The sequence below is a fragment of the Algoriphagus sp. Y33 genome (assembly GCF_014838715.1).
Classification (GTDB): domain Bacteria; phylum Bacteroidota; class Bacteroidia; order Cytophagales; family Cyclobacteriaceae; genus Algoriphagus.
Genome location: NZ_CP061947.1, coordinates 5,825,925 through 5,848,240, shown reverse-complemented (window position 1 = coordinate 5,848,240; position 22,316 = coordinate 5,825,925). Strand labels below are relative to the sequence as shown.

The following is a 22,316-nucleotide window of genomic DNA, read 5'->3' as shown; positions in this document are numbered from 1 at the left end:
CTTAATGTAACTGCCTGATCTCAATGTAGAGGGGAGCGGCATAAAGTCGAACCTTAATGATGATTTGAAGGCAGTTTTAGATGCGAAATACCTCATTGAAAAATAACAATCTGATGTAGCAGACCTCCTATAGTTACAATGTCGTATTGAGAACCCCCCCGCATGGACCCATGCGGGGGGGGGGGGGGGGGTCTATTGAGGGTAACCCCTCATTTGCCCCTATGCGTATTTAAAGATAACGCTGTTTTATGGACTAGTTGACTGAAATTCCGACGTATCCCGGCGATTACTAAAGCGTACAACCTCCACCTGATTGTGCTTCGCATTCTTTCTTCGCTTCCGCTTTAGTGGTTGTTTTTACTTTAGCGGTAGTACCTGCGGGGCATTTGCATTCGTATTCCTTCAAACATGAAGTAAGTGAAACCGTGAAAAATGTAACCAGCCCAAAAAGAATTAAGTTTTTCATAAGTTTAAATTTTACACAAGATAATATCCTACCTATGTATTTTCAACCCCAAAAGTAAATCTTTAAACAGGCAGCCAGCATGGCCACGCTCCTAGAAAAACAAATTGTCCGCCGATTCAGGCGTTTTAAATGGGTGCGTAAATTTAAGTTCATCCGTTCAATATGATTTATTCCGTTAACATTTGTCAGGTGTATCTTTTTCGGTATAAGATATTTATAATTTTTGAGCCGGCCTGTGGAAATAGCCTTAGTCTGTGCCAAAAGGAGTGTATTGACGATGGTTTTAAGGGTTTTATTTGTTCTTTTCCCAATATTAAATCAACTACCTCTTTTGTGTCCTTTTTTATGGCATACGCTATCCAAATCAGGTTGTCCTTACACTTAATAAATGTTCTTATTTCATCTAATTGATATTTTTTGCCTAAGGCAACAGGTGGCTTTTTGATACAGGTGGCTATTGATTTTATACGTTTCATCACTGTAGCACAGGCGATTTCTAATAAGCGGCCAATGCTTCTGATACCGCAACCTTCTTTAAGCAACCTGTATATCCATTTATTTGATTCATGATGGCAGGCGTTATTGATATACTCTTTTAAACAGCTTTTGCCACATTTCCTGCACCTGAATCTTTGTTTGCAGATCCTGTTTTGCCATTTTTTACACAATTTCCGTTGCAACTATTACAGATTAGAATTTCTCTGTCAACACTTTTGATACATGTAGCTTTGAATGCTCCCATAAAATGACCTTAAAAGGCCGTAAAAATAATTAAGGCAGCCATATGACTACCTTAATTCATTATTTCCAACTTTTTACTGTTTAGTATTTACAATGCTTTCATGGCCTGAAAACTCCCAAAACACACTTTTGACACATTGCCCTATCCTACCATTCCTCAGGCAATTTTGTAAAGAATAAGCTGTCACGAATAATCCTTTCAGTTATCAAATGTAAATCGCTGTCACTATATAACTTTCGTTTACCTTTCTTGACAGAAATAAGCCGATAGAAGGTATTCACATGTCCCTTTTGTGGTATAATTTTGACCAGAACCCCGTATGACTTGTTATAATAAATACGGTAGTCTTGGTGAGGTATATACTCGCCTTTTGCCAATATGAATTGAGTAACTACTATAGTATCATCGCAAAAGGGTACGTTAATCTGGGATCCAAATATTATGTCATTCCCATTAAGAGTAGGGTACAGTGTATGAAATACATTGGGGTCGATTTGCAACATTAAACTGTCAACACCTTTTTTATAGAGGATGTTTAATGCATTGGTGTCGATTTGCGATATTAAACTATCAAGACCTTTTTTGGATAATATTATGCCATCAATATAAATGTTATTTAAATCTTTCACCTCTTCTGTCGTGTATCCAATCTGATCTTTTACTCCATACAAAGTTTTCCAAGTCATTTTATAGCTTGGATGACAGCTTACAAGCAACGACACAAAAACAAATATTATCATATACATTCTCATAACTAATGCGATTTTTTAAATTCACCTGTACGACCTGATCTCATAAAATCTTGCAACCCTTCATCTGATATGGGGGAGCTTCCTTTAAAATCACTATTAAGTAATTTTATTTGTGCATCCTTCAATAGATTTAATCCTTGACGATAATGCAAACTATTAGATTTATTATATATCGCATCGTCATGATCATATCCTCCTTTTATAATATCTAATCTTGAATCAAAATGCAAATTAGGATTAGGGTTATTAAAGAAGTTTCTGTTGCCTATATATCTCCTGGTTTGAAGGTCCGCGTGCAAAAACGATTCGTGTGAAAAGCTTTCCACTTCACGGACTCCCTCGGAGAATGATCCAGGCTTGAAGATATCGGGACGCATTGTGGACCATACATCTCGCTTCATACCAATATTTATTTTTAACCGTCCCTCTAGCAAAGATGGAGAGGTATAATTCGATTCTCCATCATGAAAAGAATAAATCAAGTCGACTCCTCGCGCGCTATTTATTCCTTCTTCTTCCGCTTGTATATTTAAACCTTTGACGATTTCGCCTTGCAAGCTAAAGCCCTTTTCCGCGTAGCTTAAAATAAAAGCATTTCCTTCAGTAGTTGAAGCAAAGGTTTCAAATGCACGTACTTTATCATAATTTTTGAGATTGCCGTTTGCATCTCTTTCATATAACCCTTTAACGGATACTGAATCGCCGAGTGGGTCGCTAAATCTTATGGGATTCCCATTGAATACTGCATACGGACTAATGCTCTTATTCGGCCTAGGGTCTCTATTCCATCTTCTGCCAGTCCTCGAATCATATTCCCAGAAGAGTGCTGTATAGTGGTTACCAATACCCGCTACTTCATTTACCTTTTCCTGAGTTTGTGCTCCGAAACGATAATTATCCTTTTCATCACACACAATAGCAATATGTGTCTTCGGTTCATAGTGGGTTATTTTGTAGTAGAAGTTTCTCATAACACCACCAACACCACCGGGGAATTCTGCTGCAGTAGTAGTGTTAAACCTGAGTTCCAGTATCGTCTTGCCGCCAGCCGCTACAGAGGTTTTGTCAATCGGAACCAGCACTTGCTGCGCACCGCTCATATCCACTTGGGTCCAGGTTACGGCATCGTAATACTCTTCACCCGTGCCCGTATAATATTGCCTTACCCTCATATCCACATAGCAATCTCCAGGTAAAGTTAGGTCAAATCCTATTTCCTGATCAGTCTGGTTGGTATCGGCATGTACCTGGAAGTAGGTAGTAACACCACCGGATGGCTCCTCGCTCAGGCTGATGGTATATTCAGCATTACCTTCCACCGTTTGGCCGGTTATCACTTCCCCGTTGGGGTGCGTTGATGCATCGTTATAATGATATACATAAGGTTTTTCGTCTGCTGCTACTAATGCTACGGGTAGCTGGTGTACGGGAGGTGTGGAAATTCCACCATTCCTATGTCCTACACCTTCAGTCTGCCACAGGTACACCCTCACTATCACCGGCACAAGTATGCTGGTATTGATAGTTACGCATTTACGGCCGGTGTCACTTACGTAACGCCCCGGCATCAGCATACCAAAGGGATAATAGTCATGTGCCAGGCTGATATCCGAATTATACCCGGTAACAAGGGTATCATTGTTCAGTATCGGCGTAGTCCTGTCCAGCACCGTGGCCTGCACGTTGCCCAGGTGGTTGGTCAGCTCGTATTGGTTTTGTAATATTTTCATGCAGCGCAGCGATTGCCTTATTATGAAGCGATAGTCCTGCTGTTCGCTGCTACTCCTCGCCCCGCATGGGCGGGGCTGCGGGGTAATCCGCTTCCATCGGGGCTGTAATTCGCCGTAGTTGCTGCTATGAAACACTTGCTTCAATTCTGTATTGCCAACTTTTTACTTTTCAGTATTTACAATGCTTTTATGGCCTGAAAACTCCCAAAATACACTTTTGATACTTTACCTATGCGTATTAATCACAGCCTCTATACACATACCTCTGAATTTTGGCTCTACGAAATGAAAGTTTACTTATTTGTCTTTTCTTAAGCATGTAATATTTTTTTATGTTTAAAGGTGTAAAAACTGGATACGAAACAGTATTGCCATTCCCATAACAGTGTAACCGCTTAAAAATAATCTTCCTTCCATTGGCAGAATCATAGAAAATAAACTTTGCCTTAATATTGTAAGCGATAAATATCGTATCTAATTTCCTGTCATCAGGAATTCTATTACTTACGAATATTTCTCCCCCATAGTTAATCTCATCTGTAGAGCTATACTCAATGCTATCCCGAAACAGCTTTGTTGCAGAAACATCGTGATTTATTGCTTCATCACGTATTTTACCAAATAAGGCGCTGTCAATAATCATTTCGGCAGTGGTCATAAAAATAGAAGCTTCGCCTAAATTATATTTAGTCCCTTTAATTATTATTGACGTTTCAGATAGGGCAAAAATATTCTCGCCTCGCATTTTAATAAGTTTGAATAGTACAATACCCCTCTCATTTAGGAATGCTTGCCCACTTGCGTAAAAACACAGAAAACTCAAGAGAAGAACCGATAAAATTATTTTCATTCGTTCTTATTTTTCTCCCTTCTACTATTTCTCTCTAAATACTTCTTAACGTTCATATACATACGACGAGGGTAGGTTTTTTGATTATCAATCACTTTAAGCATAGGTAGCCCATCATGATAACAATATCTTGGTGTATATGGGTGCTTAATCTTAATATCGGTGAAAATGAGAATGTCGCCCTGAATTGCTCCATATTTCTTAATATTCTCTCTCAATGTATCAAGAGTTGTCAGCGTTACTGTATCAAAGCTACTTGCATACAGTATTTCATTCTTTCTCATTAAGATAAACCTAAACGATGCAGTTTTACAATCTATTTCATTTCCATTTGAATCAGCTGCCGACATACTATATAAACCGGGAGTTCGCTCGAATAGACGCTGTGTAATGAAGACACTAGTGTCGTCACCAAGGAATTTTGTATAAAATGCCCTACGGTCGTTACAAATCTGAATAGCTTGAGCTGATGCTAAATTTGAACATAAAATAGGGATAAAAAAATATGCCAGACTACTGTGTAGGAGTAGTCGGAAGAACATCACTTCTGCCTTCATCTTTTATAGTTTTTATGACTTCTTTTGTATCTGATATATTGTCTTTATCAGCTTGATATACCCTGTTATTACCATCAATGCCATCTTTTTGATAGAAAATCTCATCGGTTAAATCATTGCCTACATCACCATCACTTCCTCCATACCCCTTATATGGATCCTTGGAATACTTAGAACCTGCCAGTGTGATTTCGTCCATCATCGTGATATAAAAAGCTGTAATTGCTTGCTGTTTCTCATCCGCAGTGTACTTTTTATCTCTATCAGACAATATGTCTTCAACCTTTTGTGCATAATCTTTATTTATGTAAATACTACCCTTGTTTTGCGTTTGGGCATTCGCACCATTTATTGTATTGCCATCAACATAATTTATGGTTACTTTGGAGTCTTCTTTCCAAGCCAACAAATCTTGGAAAAGTTCTTTTTTAGTAAATTCAGGGTTATTTGCATGGTTAACTATCGCGGTGGATAACCGTGAACTCTTATTAACGTCTCTTTGAATATAGCTTGCGAGGTATGTAGTTAACATCGGGTACTGTGCCCTATAAGCATCACCCGCCTTGCCTTTAGGATACTTTAGTTCTCCGTTTTTATCAATATTGGCAATCGGGCTATTCCCTGCAGCCACATAAGGAGATTGCCACGGGAATTTTGAAGCCAATGGATCAACTCTCATTCCCAACCGTCCTGTCCTCGTATCCATCATTCGCTCACCTAAATCAACGCTATTACCAATCCCCTTAATCTCATTATCCTTCTCTCCGGCCCAAAACCCGAATCGATAATTGTCTTTTTCATCACACACAATAGCAATATGTGTCTTCGGTTCGTAGTGTGTTATTTTGTAATAGAAGTTTCTCATAACACCACCTACATCACCGGGGAAATCTGCTGCAGTAGTAGTGTTAAACCTGAGTTCCAGTATCGTTTTACCGCCAGCCGCTACAGAGGTTTTATCTATCGGCACCAGCACTTGCTGCGCACCGCTCATATCTACCTGGGTCCAGGTTACGGCATCGTAGTACTCTTCGCCCGTGCCCGTATAATATTGCCTTACCCGCATATCCACATAGCAGTCTACAGGTAAAGTTAGGTCAAATCCTATTTCCTGCTCTGTTTGGTTGGTGTCGGCATGTACCTGGAAGTAAGTAGTAACACCACCGGAGGGCTCCTCGCTCAGGCTGATGGTATATTCCGCATTGCCTTCCACAGTCTGGCCGGTTATCACTTCCCCGTTAGGGTGCGTTGATGCATCGTTGTAATGATATACATAAGGTTTTTCGTCGGCTGCCACTAATGCTACCGGTAGCTGGTGTACGGGCGGGGTAGAAATTCCGCCGTTTTTATAAGCTACCCCTTCCGTTTGCCACAGGTACACTCTCACTACAACAGGCACAAGTATGCTGGTATTGATAGTTACGCATTTACGGCCGGTGTCACTTACATAACGCCCCGGCATCAGCATGCCAAAGGGGTAATAATCGTGCGCCAGGCTGATGTCTGATTTATAGCCGGTAACGAGGGTATCATTGTTCAATATAGGTGTGGCCCTGTCCAGCACCGTGGCCTGCACGTTGCCCAGGTGGTTGGTCAGTTCGTATTGGCGCATGCCTAGCAAATGGCTGTTGATGCCCATGCCCTGCGTACCCATATTCAGGGTGTCCAGGTCATTGCTATACACCGTGGGCTTGAACAGGTCGTTGCCGTACAGCGTGTACCATGGCCTTGTAGTAGAAAGCGTATTGGTAGTGCCACCCTGTCCCAGCGATTTGAAGTGGTACTGGGCCTGGTCGGGCAGGTACTTCTGTATACCAAGACGGCTGCTGCCGTATATATGGTGCTCGGCCAGGTATTGCCGCTGGCTTTGCAGTATGTGCTGCGTCCTCAGCCAGTTGTGGGCTACCTCGGTAAGTGGAACGTTGATCGTTAGCGCATCCCTTATGGAAGTGACCAGGAGATTACCCTGCCCGGTGTTATCCGCCAGGTCCACCACATCGGCAAAATGGCTGCCTAAGATGACGGAAAGGGCTTCCGGCTCCGGCTCGTTGGCTTCCTCGGTGATAACACCGGACAATACGCTGTTATACCTGAACTCATCCTGTACCGTTGCCAGCGGCACTTCCTCCAAATCCGCCTGGGCATAGCGGTGCGCAATGTAGTTGGCTCCGTCCTGCCGGATACCGTCCAGTATGGTTTCGCCGTTAGATAGTTCCGTTACAAAGTTGCTATAAGAATTGCTGCCGTTGTAAACTGATGCCGACAGCAGGTTCACAACAGGCTCCAGGGTAGTGATATGCGTGGTGGTGAGCGCCTGGGCCAGCGTATTGGTAATACTCAACTTGTCGCCCGGCTCCATACCCCTGAAGGCCTGCAGCATGGCCGGATCTGCCGGGAAATCATCCTTCTCCTGCTGTGTGGCCGGTACCGTGGAAACCGTACTATTGTACAGGGTCTCGTCATGGGTTTTCAGCGTTACAAACAAGTCGCTCTGCAAGCTTTCAAGGTCTCCGCTCAACAGCAGGGGTTGCAGGTAAGCGGACAATTTTTCGTGTGCTACAGGTGTTTCGCCAGGCGGCATCAGGGTATGTACCGTAATTTCCGGTATAGACTTTACGAAATCCAGCGCCAGGGACCGGTCCATGGTTGATACCATGCTTTGCAGCAGGGCGCCGTTGTTCACATATTCATTTATATCTGGTATAGCCATGCTTAGCCTGGCCAGGTTGTCACCCGGGTCAGTTATATAAGCGGTATACAGTTTGTCAGCAATCGCCCTGCCCAAAGGTGCGTCTATTGGCCCGCCACCGTGGCCCAGCCAGGGGTCTGTCTTTATCTTGTCCAGGTCCAGCTTAGACAATTCATACTCTTTTTTATCCTCGTATATAGCCAATATATTCCCTGCTGCATCCCTGATGTATGTGGTTTTCAACTTCACCATCGAGTCAGCGATAGGGTATTGAACCACTTCCTTTTCCAGGCGGTTGCCCAGTGGGTCGTAAGAGAAGAACAGCCTGGAGCCATCCTGCTTTTTGATATGCTTTACTTTACCCGCATGGTTCCAGTCTATCACATCCAGCCCGCTTACCATATCTTTCACCAGGTTGCCGTTGGCGTCATACAGGTAGCGCGATGATGTATCCAGCGATATGGCCGGGATATCTATCTGGTACTGGCTGGCAGAAGCCAGGTCTGCCAGGTTTTTCAGCTTGTTGGTACCATCGGTATATTGATAGATAAGGGAATCCATCAGGTGCGTAGTTACAGAAGGGAGTACATCGCCGCCCATCCTTTTCATTTTCAGCAGGTTGCCATCGGGGTCGTAAGTGTAATCCGAGGCATAGGCCAATAGCGGTGTTTGCGTGTAGGTGGGGTTGCCACCGTTGTTGATGGTATATCCATCATAGTCCGCATGGTCTATCCGTTGCAAAGGGTCGTAATGGTACTTTTTGTAAATATTGTCAAACGGTGCCAGCGCCACGGCGGTGGCGGCGATATTGCCGTTGTATAGCGCCTTCGGCGTCGCGGGCAATTGCCAGAAGGTTGTGGAATCACCTATCGCCTTGTAATCCCCCGCAAAATAATCTATACGCTGGGAGAACACATCTTTCGGTGTTACCAGGCCACCTTTGCCATCCATACCCATGTCGTTAGCCGTATCATTCTGTATGCCGTTGATGGCCTTTAGCCAACCATTGATGGTATAGGCATAGTCCACGCCCTGCACCCTTTGCTGGCCGAGTTCCATGCGGGCAAGCGGCCCGTGGTCGTAATAATCATAATGAGCGTCCCTGTCCCAGAAAATACCGTTGTTGCTGGTAAAGGCTTCCAAGATCCGGTTGTCGCTGTCATACTCATACTTTTGGTAAAACTGGTCAGCATAGCCCCTGTTATAGGCCAGCATGATGACCTTGCCGCTGTACAGGTCATATTCATAATCCACCCGCTTAAACCGCAATAGCTTATCCGCTACATTCCTCAAGTCGTGTATCAATGTTTTTACATTTCCTGATACATCATAGCTATAATGCAGCGCATTGACATAATTCGTATCGGCAATGGGGTTGGCATTAGGGTTAATAAGCTCGTAATATTTAACACAGGCTATCCTGTTTTTCAGGTTTTCCTGCGCGGGTAGTGTTGCGAAAAGACCAGCTACCTGGTAAGATGACGTATCATACATCGTGGCCGTCACTTCGTACCGGGTAAGCCCCCGTACCTGGCTGCTGAAGTTGTAAGCGGGGTTAACCAGGTCCTCCTGTTTCCAGCCATTAAATTTTACTGCCCCGGTTTCTACCACCCTGGAGAGGTTGTCGTAAATGAAATAGGTACATCTGCCTGCCGCACGCTGTTTCGCGTCCTGCGTCATCACCATCCTTCCGGCCACGTCATAGCAGATCTCTGTTGGCCCTATCGCGTCGGGTGTATTTATCGTTCTTGGTTTATTTTGTGCGTTGTAAGTTGTCCGGGTAGTTTTAGTATGCGAGGGTACCACCAGGCCGCCTGTAGTAGTGCTTCCGCCACCACCATATAAAGATGTACGGGCAGTGTTGATGCCATCGTTATGAGGATGGGTCACATCCATCGTGTCCACGCCCGCAGGAGGCACGGTCATCACCCGGTTGCCGGCCACGTCATAATAGTACAGCGTAATTCCGTGTTTAATGTCTGCGCCCTCGATGGAGAATTGCTCCAACAGGTTGTCGATCACATGCTGGCGAAAGTGTACAACCAGCGTGTCGCGCAATTCCTGCCTGTATTGATTATACTTGATCAGGGCGTTAGGGTACAACTCCCGCAGCCTTTCTATTTCACAGTTGTTGAATTTGCCGGAATAGGATTCCATATTGCTGTGCGAAACTAAGTAGGCCGAAGGTATCATATAGACCTCGCCCAGGTTACGGTTGGTATGTGCGATGCAGTATATCGTATCGTTGATACCGTTGTATCCGCCGCCCAGTTTCAGGTTGATATATGTTACCGAATCCTTTTCCATGCCCTTGCTAATACCCAGGAGCTCATATTGTTCCCGGGGTATGGGCAGGTAATCCGGCAGTTCGATGAAGATATTGGTCATCTTATGTTTGCCGTCAAAATGGTTGATCCAGAACTGCGTGGTGTCTCCGCAGACATAGGCCCTGGTCTGGGTGCTTCCGGAGCTGTTACTCCACATCAAAGGCGTCGTATGGCCGTAAGCGGTGAATATCGTCCCGTTCGTAGTCTGAAGTTGCTGCAATAGCGCTGCCATATAACTATAAACAGTATTCGAGCTGTTATCGTCAATATAGAGGTTGTTCCTGAAGTACGGGCTTTTCGCGTTCTTGTAGGACAACGAAGAGCCGGAAAACGCCGCTGCCCCCGCTTTTATCTGGTCGGCTTTCGAACCTTTTACGTTGGCATAGTGGTCCGTACCCGACAGGGACCTGATATAATCCCGCCAATCCACCATCTGTGCATCCCTGTATTGTTTGCTCACAGCCGCTTCGGCATGGGCAAAAACGGTGGTCATCGGCGCATGGATGGCCAGGAACCTATAGACGGAATCCAGGTAATGGTTGTACTCATAAGCGCTGTCGAGCGTGCTGTTCACCATCGTAATGCAATAGCCCTCCAGCATCAGGTTCCGGTAGCCTGGGATGAAATAATAGGCTATGGATTCCGGGGCGCCCATAAAGGCCGGGGTGATCGTCGCGTCGGGAAAAGCGTAGCCCAGCGCGTTCCTGAACGATGCGATACCCGCAGTGACGTCCATATTGTACACAATCAGTTGCGCCACGGTGTCTTTATGCTGGTAAGGCAGGTATTCCACCACGCTGCCGCCGGGGGCCTTATCCTCCACCACGGCTTTGGCTTCGGCGATGGTCCGGTCGTTGGCCTCGTGTATATTCAGGTAGAGGTAATAATAGCCGTCCAGGTGGTAGGCTACCATATCGGAAATGGCTATACCTGTGGTATCGTAAGCCCTCAGCGAATCAATATAGGCGCTGATATCGCCTGTATCAGCCATTGAGGGGAACTTTATCCTGAAATGGGCCAGGTGTTTTGGGATGATCACCGAGTCGGTAACACCGCAAGACACCAGCGCGGTATGGTAATTATTGAAATCGAAGTTGATGCTGTTACGATAGTTAACGACATTGGTGAAGAACTTTTCAAAATAAGGGTGCCCGTACTTGATGTCCAGTGCCTCCGCCATCGTGACAGCCTCCCTGGCCATAGGTATAAGCTCGCTGCAACCGACACCGTTCATGTATTCCGGCTCGTCAGCTTCCATCATATTATAGTCTTCCAGGGAAAAGGCGCTCAGGAAATAGGTGAACTCTTTGGATTGCTGTGCCTGCGTACCGCTAAAATGCAGGATCGCTGTGTTGCGGTTGGCAAATGATTGGGATACTTTGTCAAACCCATGCAGGTTGAACAATGTCCGCACTTGGTAATCGGCTATGTTGGCAATCTCAGGCGCACCGAAAGTGTCGTTCAGCCCGTTCCGTTCCGACCTGTCGGCCGGGTACAGGTAATAATGCGCCTCGTTGGAATTTTCAATAAATGCCAGTTGTATCGCGTTGTTCGACGTATCAAATACCGACCTGATCAGCAGCACCTGCTCTTCATGGTCGCAGTCACCGGCATTAGTGTCTATTCCCAGCTGAGCCGAAAGCCTTTGCTGGAAAGGATGTGTACTACAGTTCTCAAGCGTGACATTCATGGAGTCATCATTCCCGGTAAAAAAATCGAGTATGCTGTTGGTTTGGATGAAGAGTTCGAGGTCCTCGTAGTATGCAGCGGGGTATTGTAACAGCCCCAGTTGGACATAGTCATGCGACATCCTGGTCAGTTTTCTCAGGTCCACCAGTCCGGCGTTGCAGATGTCGCTTTCTGATAAACCCACTTCCGTAAGTATGGCCGCCAGGCTGTCATAGGTCAGCGTAGTAATGCTGTTGTTGTTGATACAGAACCTGTCTTCCAGGGTATCCTTCAATGCTTCAAGCAATGTGCCCGATAAATCGCAACCTGAAAGTGTTTGCACGATATACTCAATCACGCTGGCGCAGTATTTTGAATTATCACCGTTTTTCAGAGCGTTTAAGCTATCCCCATCAACACCGCTTCCTAGGTCAAAATACCTGCCGAAGGAACCGTTTACCGGCAGGTTCAGGTTATCGCTGAGGGAATCCACCCCGCTGACCAAAAAAGTGGTGTCGCTTTCCTGGCTGAACAGGGGCCCTGTGTCGTCGGTCAGCCGGATGGTCGAACAGGGGCCGCAGGAGCTGCCCATGTTTTCGAGATATTTATCAATCCTGTCCTGTCGGTTAGCAGTGTACAGCGCAATGAGGTTGCGGTAGTATTCATCCTGCACGTTTGGCGGGTATAGGGTGATGTCATCGGGATTTTTGCCCGCATTGACGCTGGCGCATACCGATTCGATTACGCCCGATTCACTGCCGCATATCGTCTTCATAAATGCCACGGACGCTATGTGCAGGCTGTCCACCATGGTATAAATAAGCTCATCCTCCGTCAAGATAGTATTATCTACCAAGGGGTCATTGCCGGCGATACTGTCCAGGATAAACCTGTTGATTTCCGCCGCTTCTGATGCTCTCTCTATCGAACCCAGCAACTTGCAGTAAGGGTTCCGGAGTATGGGACAAAGCAGTAATTTACAGTAATCGGGGTGCAAGGGTAGCAGCGCTGCCGCAATTGAGTCGTTGAATATCTCAATTAACTGCTGTGGCTCCATAAACTTAATATAATAGGAAGTGTCCTCGCAATGTATGGTGTCGTCGGCCACGCAATTATCCTGGTAGAGAAGCTCGGCTGTCCCACCCTCGCTGAAAATTGAGTTGGTGCCCGAACTGTCGAAAATCTTGGAAATGGAATCGGTGTACTGGTAATGGCCATATTTAGCACGGGGGTACATCTCCTTGATCATGGAGAGGCGCAACGCCTCGCAGGGGTCGTAATTGCCTGGACAGGGAAACTCTCCACTGCTTGCTATAAATTCCTGTTTCAGGAAATAGTCAAAAGTCTGGAAGCAGGCGGTATCCAGGTTAAGATCCATGAACGAATCCACCGAAGCCCGCAAATCTTCAATTTTGATGTATGCCTCCTTGTTCCAGACATGGTTCCCTTTGAATAAGAAAACATCTGAACTGTCGGCATAACTTAAGCTGGTACTGGTAGTAACGCCTGTTCCGCCCAATGCACCTTGTTTATACAAAGCGGTGTCCCCGCAGGGATCGATCACCTCGTAAGTAAAATATACCTTCGGCTTGAGCCCGACATTGGTATCCAGCGGGCAGGGAAGGAATGGATTATAGGTAACCTGGTATTTGAAACGGTAATTCCTTTCCGCTTCAACGAAATAGGAGCCGTTATTTCTCCAGTAATCGCCCATCCTGGGATTGGGGACAGGCAGCAGATTGGACCGGAAATAACTGGAATCAACCTGTTTACGGACAGTCAAAGCAAAAGTGGATGTATCGGGCTGTCCTATCAGCCCCGAGGCCACGATCCTTCCTTCGTCATCGGTGATGCTGAACATATCCTGTCCGTGGTTGTCCGTGGTGACCATTTTCCGGTAATAGTTGTACTTGCCGATATCTTGCCCGAAATAGCGGTTCAGTTCCGCCTGCAGAGGAGAGCCGTAAACATATTCCATATGCCGGTCGTTGCCTAACTGCAATGCAGCGCCTGCCTGGCCTTCAAATAATACCTTTTCACTGTTTTCCGCGGCGAGTATCTTCCGTGTCATGGGATAACCCTCAGCATTTGGGATGAACGCATTCACACCGGTTTTGTCCGGGTTATTTGCGGAAAAATATTGGTTACCCGGCGCTTCCGGCGCCAGCGGGGGGATGGGTGTCTCCTTCGGCGGGCAGGTATCGGGGTTAGGGATAAAATCGTACATGGACCTGCTGTATTCAGTATAGCCCGCAGGGTGCAGGAAATTGCTGAGGTAAGAAAATTTATAAAAACTGTCCACCGGTATAGGCAGGCTGTTGATTACCGCACGGCCTTCATGGTCGTACAGGCTCTGGGCGATAATGGTCTGGCCCGGCTTGCTGTTGAACCTGGTTTGGACCTGGCGGTGTTTCAATAAACCGTCATAATAGGTCATGACCTGTTTGTATTTACCGTCCTCTACAAAACTCATCTTCAAATCCCAGTTCAGGCTGTCATGATGTGAGCGCTGGATCTGTACGCTGCTGCCCGAAACAGAACTGAGTGTCCCCTTGTCAGCAGTTACCGTCCAGGCCCCGTAGTTGCGTGCAAGCAGGTCGTCCAGTGAAGGGCGCACCATGCGGACGCGGTACACCAGCGTGCCCGCCCTTTCAGCCACGGGTATGCGGTAGCTGGTATTATTGGTAAAAATCCGGGTGGCGTTGTTCCTGAAATCATAGTCCTGTGTCCCGTAAGGGTTGACATAGGTCCATTCCACTTCGTAGGCCGCCGGTGTGATACCCGAAACACCAGCTCCCCAGTCCAGCAGCACGGTCCCGTTACTGCCGATATTATTGGTCATCGCGACACTTCCCACGCTCAGGCTGGTGGGATAGGTGAATTTCTGGACATGCACTTCACCGACTACATAGACAAAGTCAGCGACGTTTGGATTGGGGCCTGGACTGATAAGGTTGTAGTTGATTTGGCCTGCGTTATTGGTGATTTTGTAGACATCGCAGATGATTATCTCTAGCCGGCTGTAGCTGCCCGCTATCCGGAAGGAATTATCGTTGATCAGTTGCAGGGAGTCCCCATCATAAGAAACGGTCAGCGTGTCATCCCCATTTGGGGTCAGCAACACGGGTGCGGAATTTGAGTCGGTCTGGCCCCAAAGCTCGTAGGTGATCATATAGGTAAATGAATCGTACTTCCCTACCTGCATGGATTGTACGTCAACAACCAGCTTGACCAGCGACGTCACGCTTTTCAGGATGAAGTTCGGGCCTGTCTTCGGCCCCGTCATGGCGCCAAAAGCATCATGTTTCACGTCGAAGGTGTCACAGGATGAGGCCGTGGTGGTCAGCACAGTCTTGAGAGATAACGTATCGGAAAATACGCTGTGCGGAAATTCAAAAGTCTGTCCGGAAGCCTGCACCTGCAACAACAGCAGGAGCGTGCCTATCACCAGGCATTTATGGTTGAACTGTTTGAAAAAATCGCTTGTTACCCTGAGCATTTTTTTCATAGCAATGAAAATTTGTAATTAGTGAACTTTTTTAATTGCACGGACCATCCGTCCCAGTCGAGGTAGTCCCCCAATGCAACGGGGATGTCCGGTACGTTATCATAGCTGAAACCGTCATAGATGGTGGTCACCTTCCGGAATATCCGGTTTCCTTCCCAATCGCTGCTGTAGGCGTCCCGGAAGGCATATTGGTAATACGATACCCTGGAATCCTTATCGTACCTGATCGTGATATTCAGGAATACGGAGCCTTCCTCCTGTTTAGGTACAATCGTGATCTCCCCGGCTTGCCCGTCCCGGTTCCAGGTGACATTGCATTTACCGGTCACATAATCCCTGAATGCCTGCTCGTCCTTTTGCGCAAAACCGTCGTCCAACAAAGCTTCGTATTCTTTGTTCGGCTTGATTGCCAACTCCTTTTGCAGGGCCAGTTTGATACTGTCCGAGATTTGCAAAGTGGCCGTTTTCAATTCATGGTTGATGACCAGTTCCCCTTCCGGGCCTTCCAATCGCTCCACGAGCCGGGAACGGTACCAGGTTGCGCCGTTTTTATACACCAGCCTGGAAGTGTCCCTTATCACCTTCCCCGCTTTCCCGGGATAACGCACCTCCGTGATGGCCAGGCAGGAGTATGGTTTCCTGCCATGGAAAAGCGCTGTCAGTTCCGTTAATTTATCGTATGCCGCAGCCGCGTCCTGCTGGGCCGGGGAGACCAGTGGGATTAGTATGATGCAAAGCAGCCACAGGTATTTTCTATGCATATCGTCCTTAGTTCGCTTTAATATTTTTGATGTTCTCAGTCATCGTGATAATGCCTTTTTCTGTTTCCTTTTTCAGGCGGACCAGTTGGTTGCGGGTATTGTATTCGTAGTAGGTTGCATAGTTGTTTTCATCCAATACCGCCATCAGGTAGCTTTTGAAAGGATGGTATACATATGCTTTTACATTGGAAGCCATCGGGTACACCCTTAGGTCGTCATAATTCTGGCTGTGCGGAAAATTGAACGTAACGGCGACATTATCGCTCACGTTGATATTCAACCGGTACAGTGTCCAGCCCTCAATGGAATTGGATGCTGCCGTCATAGACGTTGGTGAACCGCCGCCAATGGTTACCTGTGGTGCGATGATAACGCCGCTGCTCCGCTTCACCCATACCTCGCAGGTGAATTTCTGGTCAGTGGCGACATCCAGGTTGAAGTCAAAAAGGTTGGAATAAGAACCGGTCCCGGTACGCAATTGCGGCGTAATTTTAACGCTGGTACCCCCGGTTGTTTTCATGGAGTACAGGCCGCTGTGCGATACCGTGCTGTCCAGGGTGAATGAACCATTTACACCGTTGGTATTGCTAGGCGACTGGATTTTTTCAAAAACTCCGTAACCAGGAACGAGTCCGGAGGTGGTGCTCATATCTTCCTGGAAGGGTGAGAACACCAGGTCCGACTCACCATTGTATTTGCGTACACGCCGCATGTCCTCGAAAGTCTCTACCCAGGTCTGGCCGAACCTGCCGTTGGCGGTTGTGTGTTTGACCTTTTTGGATACCGGTTCAACGAATATGGCATTATAAATACCCAGGTTGTTCTTTTCCTCTACCGGACCAAGGGAAGGCAGCGATCGGGTCACCGTCGAAGCGGGGGACCAAATGGCATTGCCATTGGCCTTAACGGTCGCCCTGAAAATAGAATCGTCCCAGTGATGCAGCATGGGTTTGAGCGGGATAAACGAGCCCGTACTGTCATAGCGTGAAGGAAGCCAGTAATACCAGTTATTGAGCAACCCGTTGCGGCGCTGCTCTGTTATCGTGGTACCGCTGGCGGTCAGGCCCAGCCTGTCGCCGATCAGCGTGTAAGTAGCGCTGACATAAAGCTGGTTCATAACAGCTGTTGAAACGGGGTTCAGCGAAGAATAACCCAGGGAGCCGTCCTCCAGGCTATGGATACTTGCATACCTGTTCGCCGCGGCGTCTATCACCGGGCGCAGGAAGCTGGGCAGGTCACATTCCTGACTGCCAACCCATAAAGTATCATCTTCCGCGAGTATCAGTGAGTTACCGTAGCTGCGGAAATTACCGGCTGAGAGTCCCAGCATGTTTTTTCTGCCGGAGCGGTATTTAAAAACTGTTTGGATGCTTGAAAGGCTGTTGCCAGATTGGATTATGCCGTTTGTTATTTTGTGAGGCGCGACATATACCTTAAAATTAACCCCGGTCGACAGGCCTTTGCCGTACAGCCTCGACAAGGGGTCAGGCTCTCCGGTATCGGCTTTGTGCACCAGTACGTCTGTAACGTACAACCGATACCACTGCGCTGTGGGCCCAGCAGTGTTAAGCACCGCCTTGACAAACAGCTCGTCGCCGGTGTGGAAGAGGTCCTCGGCAGTCGTAAATGAAGCCTGCAGGAAGCTGTTGCCGCCAAGCTGGGGCGCTGAAACACTGCTGAAATTCAGCGTACCGTTGATCAGCGGGGTTACTTCCTGGCCTGTAGCGTAAAGCGGGTACCCGGAATAAGCGGGTTCCAGGTCTGTTTTCGTCCAATACGCGGGAATATTGGTAGAGTAAATATCATCACCATATTTATCCTTGACCACCTGCACTACGGGGGCTCCGGTCACTGCGTCATAGTATTTGTTCTCCACGATGGTTTCGGCCCCTTCTTCATAATTCCTGACACTTTTTAGAATACCGTATTTGTTGATGATCTTGGTAGTGGTCGTAGCCCTGAAATAATCTGTATGTTTATGGGTAGCTTCTATCCAGTTGAATTTCGGGGTGATGGATGGCGGGATACAGATCTTCAGCCCCCCGCCTTTTTTGGCCATCTGCCTTGTTTCAGAGGATGTTGCCTCCCTGCTATCCGTGCAGACATCTATGTCCACGCCCAATGTTCGTTTCGCCACTGCCAGGTTTCGTTGGGGGAATTGGGCTACCGTTTCAGGGGGACAATTCTGATACTGTGGGATAACAGCCTTGTATTCGATAACATCCACCTCGTTCCTTAACCCTCCGTTACCATCGGCATGGTAGAAATATTCGGTCGAAGAAATAAGTTCTTCCTTATTGTCTTTAGGTAGCAGGCGGTATTTGTAACTGGCCTTTTGCTTGCCATGCATATCATTGGTCTCTACGATAAAGTCCTGTTTGATGAAAAAGCTGTTGGCCGAAGATGAGCTGGTGTTGGAGACTCCCAGGAAACTCAGCAGTATATCCCTCAGCCCAGGGTTCGGGTAGTCCGCGTCGATGGACATGGATACCTTTCTGGGGCCGAATTTCGCGATGAACGGGAAATCCTTTGCCGTATAAAATTCCTGCACCACCTTCGAGCGTGCAGACCTTGCATAATCCTTGTGGATGCTTTCAATCACCACGCGGCTGTAACCCACCGAACCCATAGGGAAGAAGGATTCTCCCACAGGGTCTTCCTTTAGCAATTCCACCGGGTCATAAGGCGGGTATTTCGACGTATTGCTGCTGAGCTTGTAGGAGGCGCCTGTCCTCAAAGGGTTTTCTTCCCCGCCCAGTGTCGGCTCATAAGAGGCTACCCCCGAAGAAAAGCCGGACTTGTCCTCGTAAGCATACCTGTAACCCGTGGCCCAGGGAGACTCCCCGGGTGTCATCTGGCCCCATTCATCGCTGAAGGTGATTTCGGAAACCCGGGACCCGCCCCCGATCTTAGGTTTCGACATCGCCAGCTTGACATAACTTTTCGAGGCTATGTATTTATGTGCGGCCTGGTAGTCCTTCATCAGTTCCGCGATAGAGTTCCTTCCGAAAACAGCATCCGCTACTTGGTGGGCTGCCTTTTTCAGTCTGGCTGCATGGTTCTGGTTATGCCCATCTGGCCTTTCAGCCTCCTGGAAATACAACTGGTCGGATGCGTAGGCCCTGGCCATGTTGATAGCCGTATTCACCATCGGGCTGGGTTTGACATTCGTACCTGTCAGGTTAACGGGTTTTACTTTGATATAAAGATATTGGCCTGCGGAGTTAGGACAGACGCCGATCGTCTCCACTTGCGCGTAGCCCTTTACCTGGTCGAAAGTGGAAAAGGCATTGCCTGCTATATTGATATTGAAAGAGAAATACAGCAGGTCGGACCCGTTCAGCAAATAGTTTTTGAAGTCGCCGCTCAGATTGCCCGGCTTTTTGACATAAATATACAGGAATGGGTTTCTTCCCCCGTCATATAGGCCGAAGGCGTCTGTGAACAGCACGTTGGGCGTCATGCCAACGCCGACGACCGGAGTCAGCGCCATAGCGCGTTTGTCCTGGACATAAGCATAGTCATCCGCTTCGTATCCGATGTTGATCTTTCCCCCGGATGGCAATCCGATGGAGGTTAGGTGGAATGCACTGGCTATCGCATCGTTATCAGCAGATCCGAACTGGTCTATATAGGGGAACTCGCACAACGGGTGTGGGCGGTTGTTGGGGTAATAATTGCCCCAACCGTCCTTGGCGCCGATACTATATGCAGGATTGGAAGAAGAATAACCCAGGTTATAGGTTTCCGCAAACTCGATAGGTTCATGGCCATGCCTGACCCTGACTTTAGTCAGCCGGAGTTTGCCTCCAGCGTCAGAATTGGGCACGCCCGATGAAATATTATAATCGTAATCAAAATAGATGGTGGTCAAAGGCACGGCGTTTCCTTTGTTGAAATACCGGTCGTGCTTGTCATAGTATTTAATAGAGTCCAGGCGCTGCATCCTGCCGAATGCACCCTTATCATCATCATATGCGTCTATCTTATGCGGGTGGTCATTCCGCATGATATTACTCCGGCTGTCCCTGGCATCCGCACGGTCACTCAGGTAAAATTCAGCGACACGGTTCTTTGATTCGATGGAATGCGTATACCACAGATCTTTGGAGCCGATCACATAGGAGCCCATGTCATCGAATTTGGTCACTTTGACACCCTGGTTGAGGAGGGCGACGTTATCGTTCTGGTCGGCATAAGGTACGCGCCAGCGGTAATCGTCTTCGGTTTTTGTGTAATTGAATTTTACAAACCGGCCCATGTCATCGTCAGTGATACCGTCATTGTTGACGTCCACGTAGTCAGGCGACAAAACCGCGTTCAACAGGTAAGAGGTAGCGTATTCTGGAGTGAGGGTATTTTTATACAAGTAGTCTCGCTGTTGCACATTTTGACCATCGAAAGGGGGTTCTGCAGACCCGGTGGACATTAACCCTTCCCGTTCATTGTAGCTAAAAGCCGGACCATTAAAGCCATTGGCACGAAAAGCCACTTCGTTTTTGATATGGTTGTTGACCGGGATGGCATATACATAGGTTTCACCGTTCTGGTTGGTATTCATTATCGCTCCAATTTTGCTGGAATCTTTTCTGCCATACTTATTAATATTTGCTTCGTAGAGAGGCGTGCCTTTTTGGTAACTCGGCAGACTGTCGGGAATAACCGTTCCCCCGGGAAACATGGTGGTTATATCCTTATTGGTCAATACCAAAATGGGTTCGGCCATTATCAACCGCTTTTGATCGCTGATGCCCTTGACGGTATGGGATTTATCCTGGCGGTAGAACCCGTATTTGCCCACTTGGGCGATATATGCCTCGTCTACAGGGGAAGGCGCTCCGCATACCTTGAAGAACAGGTTAGGGTCCTTTCCCTTTGTTGAGCGGTAAGCCACAGCGTCGTCCGCCGCACCGCCGCTGGAGACATGGCCCTCGGTGGAAGTTTGTATATTATCATATTTGATGGATACGCCCAGCCAGCAGGTCAGCGCCAGGTGCGCTTTTACCGTCAATTGATGTGTCTTGTTGGCCAGGTCGGTATTCTTAAATTCAACCCAGGGGTCGTGTACGGTACCGAAGTCGTTACGGTCAGCCCTGAATGTGCTGGCCGCTCCATGGGCCGTAGAGCTGAATACGTCATAGGTCTTCATTGCCGGCGGCAGAAAAGACATGGATTTGTTGATGCCGCCATCCTTGTCACGGGTGAAGTCAAGAAGGTCACCGCCGGTAGCATTTTCGTAATACATGTATCCATATCCCCTGTGGACATTGGAACTGTTATATTTCGTTGTCGAAGTCGCTGAAGTCGCTGTGATCCCGATGCCCATATCCAGTCCCAGGTTTTCAATGATGCCTAATTCCACACCCAGGTCGAGCCGGTACGACGTCCCGTTGCTGACATACGAGTAGGGTATAGTAACCTGCGGTATTTCGTTGCTGACACTGTTAATGAAGTTTTTCTGTATCTCCCGGGTAACATTAGAAATATTGAATGTGCCCACGATATTCGGCTGCGCCCACCCGCTGATGGTACTGAAGGTGCGGTTGACCGAGCGGCCGAACCCGATTGAGCAATAGTCATTCAGGGTCAGGCCCGCATTGAAACCGGCATAGGGTGTTACGGAACCCCCGCTCGCGGAATTGGCGGCCAGGGTTACGCCTGCGCTTGCCCCTGCGCTAAAAGGCCCGGCCTGTACCCCGGCATAGACCCCGCCGCCTACGGAAACACCAACGGCTCTTCCCGTATAATTGTCTTCATCCTTGGTAAAGCCCAGATGGGACTGTACGCCCGCACTCAGGCCGATACCCTCGCTAACCCCGACGTTGAAACTGATATTGGGCTCAAAGCTGACGCCGGTGGTTTGCACCTGGCGCTCCCTGATGTTCTGAAAACTTTTGATCTCCTCACCGTTCATATCGTCCGGCAGGCCCCGGACCATCCTGTTGAGCGTACCCACGTTCAGGTTCCAGCCATAACCCACCCAGGAGCCTTCTTCCTCGATATTGGAGGTAGCGCGGTACACCAGGTTCAATGGATAGCCTTCGATGTCCAGCAACGGTATGTTATAGCTGAAATCACCGCTGAAAGGGTCCACCAGCGAGGTAGTGGCCAGAGGGGTAAAGCCCTGGAACTCCGGTTGCGAAGGCCCCGAGGTCAACGCCAGCGCTTTCAGCGGCAGCACAAGCTCGCTAAGCATTACGGTCAGCAATAACGCGGAGATTTTCTTTCTATGCCTTGATGTCAATTTTACAGCATTCACTTTCATG

9 protein-coding genes are annotated in these 22,316 nt (G+C 47.7%); all 9 read right to left on the bottom strand.

Going from position 1 to position 22,316, the window contains the following annotated elements; translation table 11 throughout:
- Nucleotides 1–289: 289 nt before the first annotated feature.
- A complete protein-coding gene (locus ID165_RS24050) occupies nt 290–466 on the bottom strand; it encodes a hypothetical protein (protein WP_192347930.1) in 177 nt (58 codons plus the stop codon).
- A 42-nt stretch (nt 467–508) separates the two neighbouring features.
- Entirely contained in the window at nt 509–778 is a 270-nt protein-coding gene (locus tag ID165_RS26815) for an IS1 family transposase (protein WP_225587163.1), read from the bottom strand.
- Between the two features lie 576 nt (nt 779–1,354).
- The gene (locus tag ID165_RS24040) at nt 1,355–1,894 is read right to left on the bottom strand and encodes a hypothetical protein (protein WP_192347929.1); all 540 of its coding nucleotides are present in this window, start codon (nt 1,892–1,894) and stop codon (nt 1,355–1,357) included.
- Between the two features lie 68 nt (nt 1,895–1,962).
- Nucleotides 1,963–3,690, bottom strand: coding sequence for a hypothetical protein (locus ID165_RS24035; protein WP_192347928.1), 1,728 nt, complete (start codon nt 3,688–3,690; stop codon nt 1,963–1,965).
- 238 nt (nt 3,691–3,928) lie between these two features.
- Complete coding sequence (locus ID165_RS24030; protein ID WP_192347927.1) at nt 3,929–4,540, bottom strand: hypothetical protein; 612 nt, start codon at nt 4,538–4,540, stop codon at nt 3,929–3,931.
- On the bottom strand, nt 4,537–5,097 hold the full coding sequence (locus ID165_RS24025; protein WP_192347926.1) for a hypothetical protein: 561 nt from the start codon (nt 5,095–5,097) through the stop codon (nt 4,537–4,539). Before ID165_RS24025 ends, ID165_RS24030 begins: the two co-directional genes overlap by 4 nt.
- On the bottom strand, nt 5,054–15,289 hold the full coding sequence (locus tag ID165_RS24020; protein ID WP_192347925.1) for an RHS repeat domain-containing protein: 10,236 nt from the start codon (nt 15,287–15,289) through the stop codon (nt 5,054–5,056). The genes ID165_RS24025 and ID165_RS24020 overlap by 44 nt, the downstream gene beginning before the upstream one ends.
- Nucleotides 15,286–16,050: a hypothetical protein gene (locus ID165_RS24015; protein WP_192347924.1), complete on the bottom strand. Its 765-nt coding sequence runs from the start codon at nt 16,048–16,050 to the stop codon at nt 15,286–15,288. Before ID165_RS24015 ends, ID165_RS24020 begins: the two co-directional genes overlap by 4 nt.
- A gap of 7 nt (nt 16,051–16,057) precedes the next feature.
- A complete protein-coding gene (locus tag ID165_RS24010) occupies nt 16,058–22,315 on the bottom strand; it encodes a hypothetical protein (protein ID WP_192347923.1) in 6,258 nt (2,085 codons plus the stop codon).
- Nucleotide 22,316 lies beyond the last annotated feature (1 nt).

Bases quoted from the DNA above. Each gene is read 5' to 3' on its own strand.
- ID165_RS24020 (WP_192347925.1), bottom strand. From the start codon at position 15,289: ATGAAAAAAATGCTCAGGGTAACAAGCGATTTTTTCAAACAGTTCAAC.
- ID165_RS24025 (WP_192347926.1), bottom strand. From the start codon at position 5,097: ATGAAGGCAGAAGTGATGTTCTTCCGACTACTCCTACACAGTAGTCTG.
- ID165_RS24030 (WP_192347927.1), bottom strand. From the start codon at position 4,540: ATGAAAATAATTTTATCGGTTCTTCTCTTGAGTTTTCTGTGTTTTTAC.
- ID165_RS24035 (WP_192347928.1), bottom strand. From the start codon at position 3,690: ATGAAAATATTACAAAACCAATACGAGCTGACCAACCACCTGGGCAAC.
- ID165_RS24015 (WP_192347924.1), bottom strand. From the start codon at position 16,050: ATGCATAGAAAATACCTGTGGCTGCTTTGCATCATACTAATCCCACTG.
- ID165_RS24010 (WP_192347923.1), bottom strand. From the start codon at position 22,315: ATGAAAGTGAATGCTGTAAAATTGACATCAAGGCATAGAAAGAAAATC.
- ID165_RS24050 (WP_192347930.1), bottom strand. From the start codon at position 466: ATGAAAAACTTAATTCTTTTTGGGCTGGTTACATTTTTCACGGTTTCA.
- ID165_RS24040 (WP_192347929.1), bottom strand. From the start codon at position 1,894: ATGACTTGGAAAACTTTGTATGGAGTAAAAGATCAGATTGGATACACG.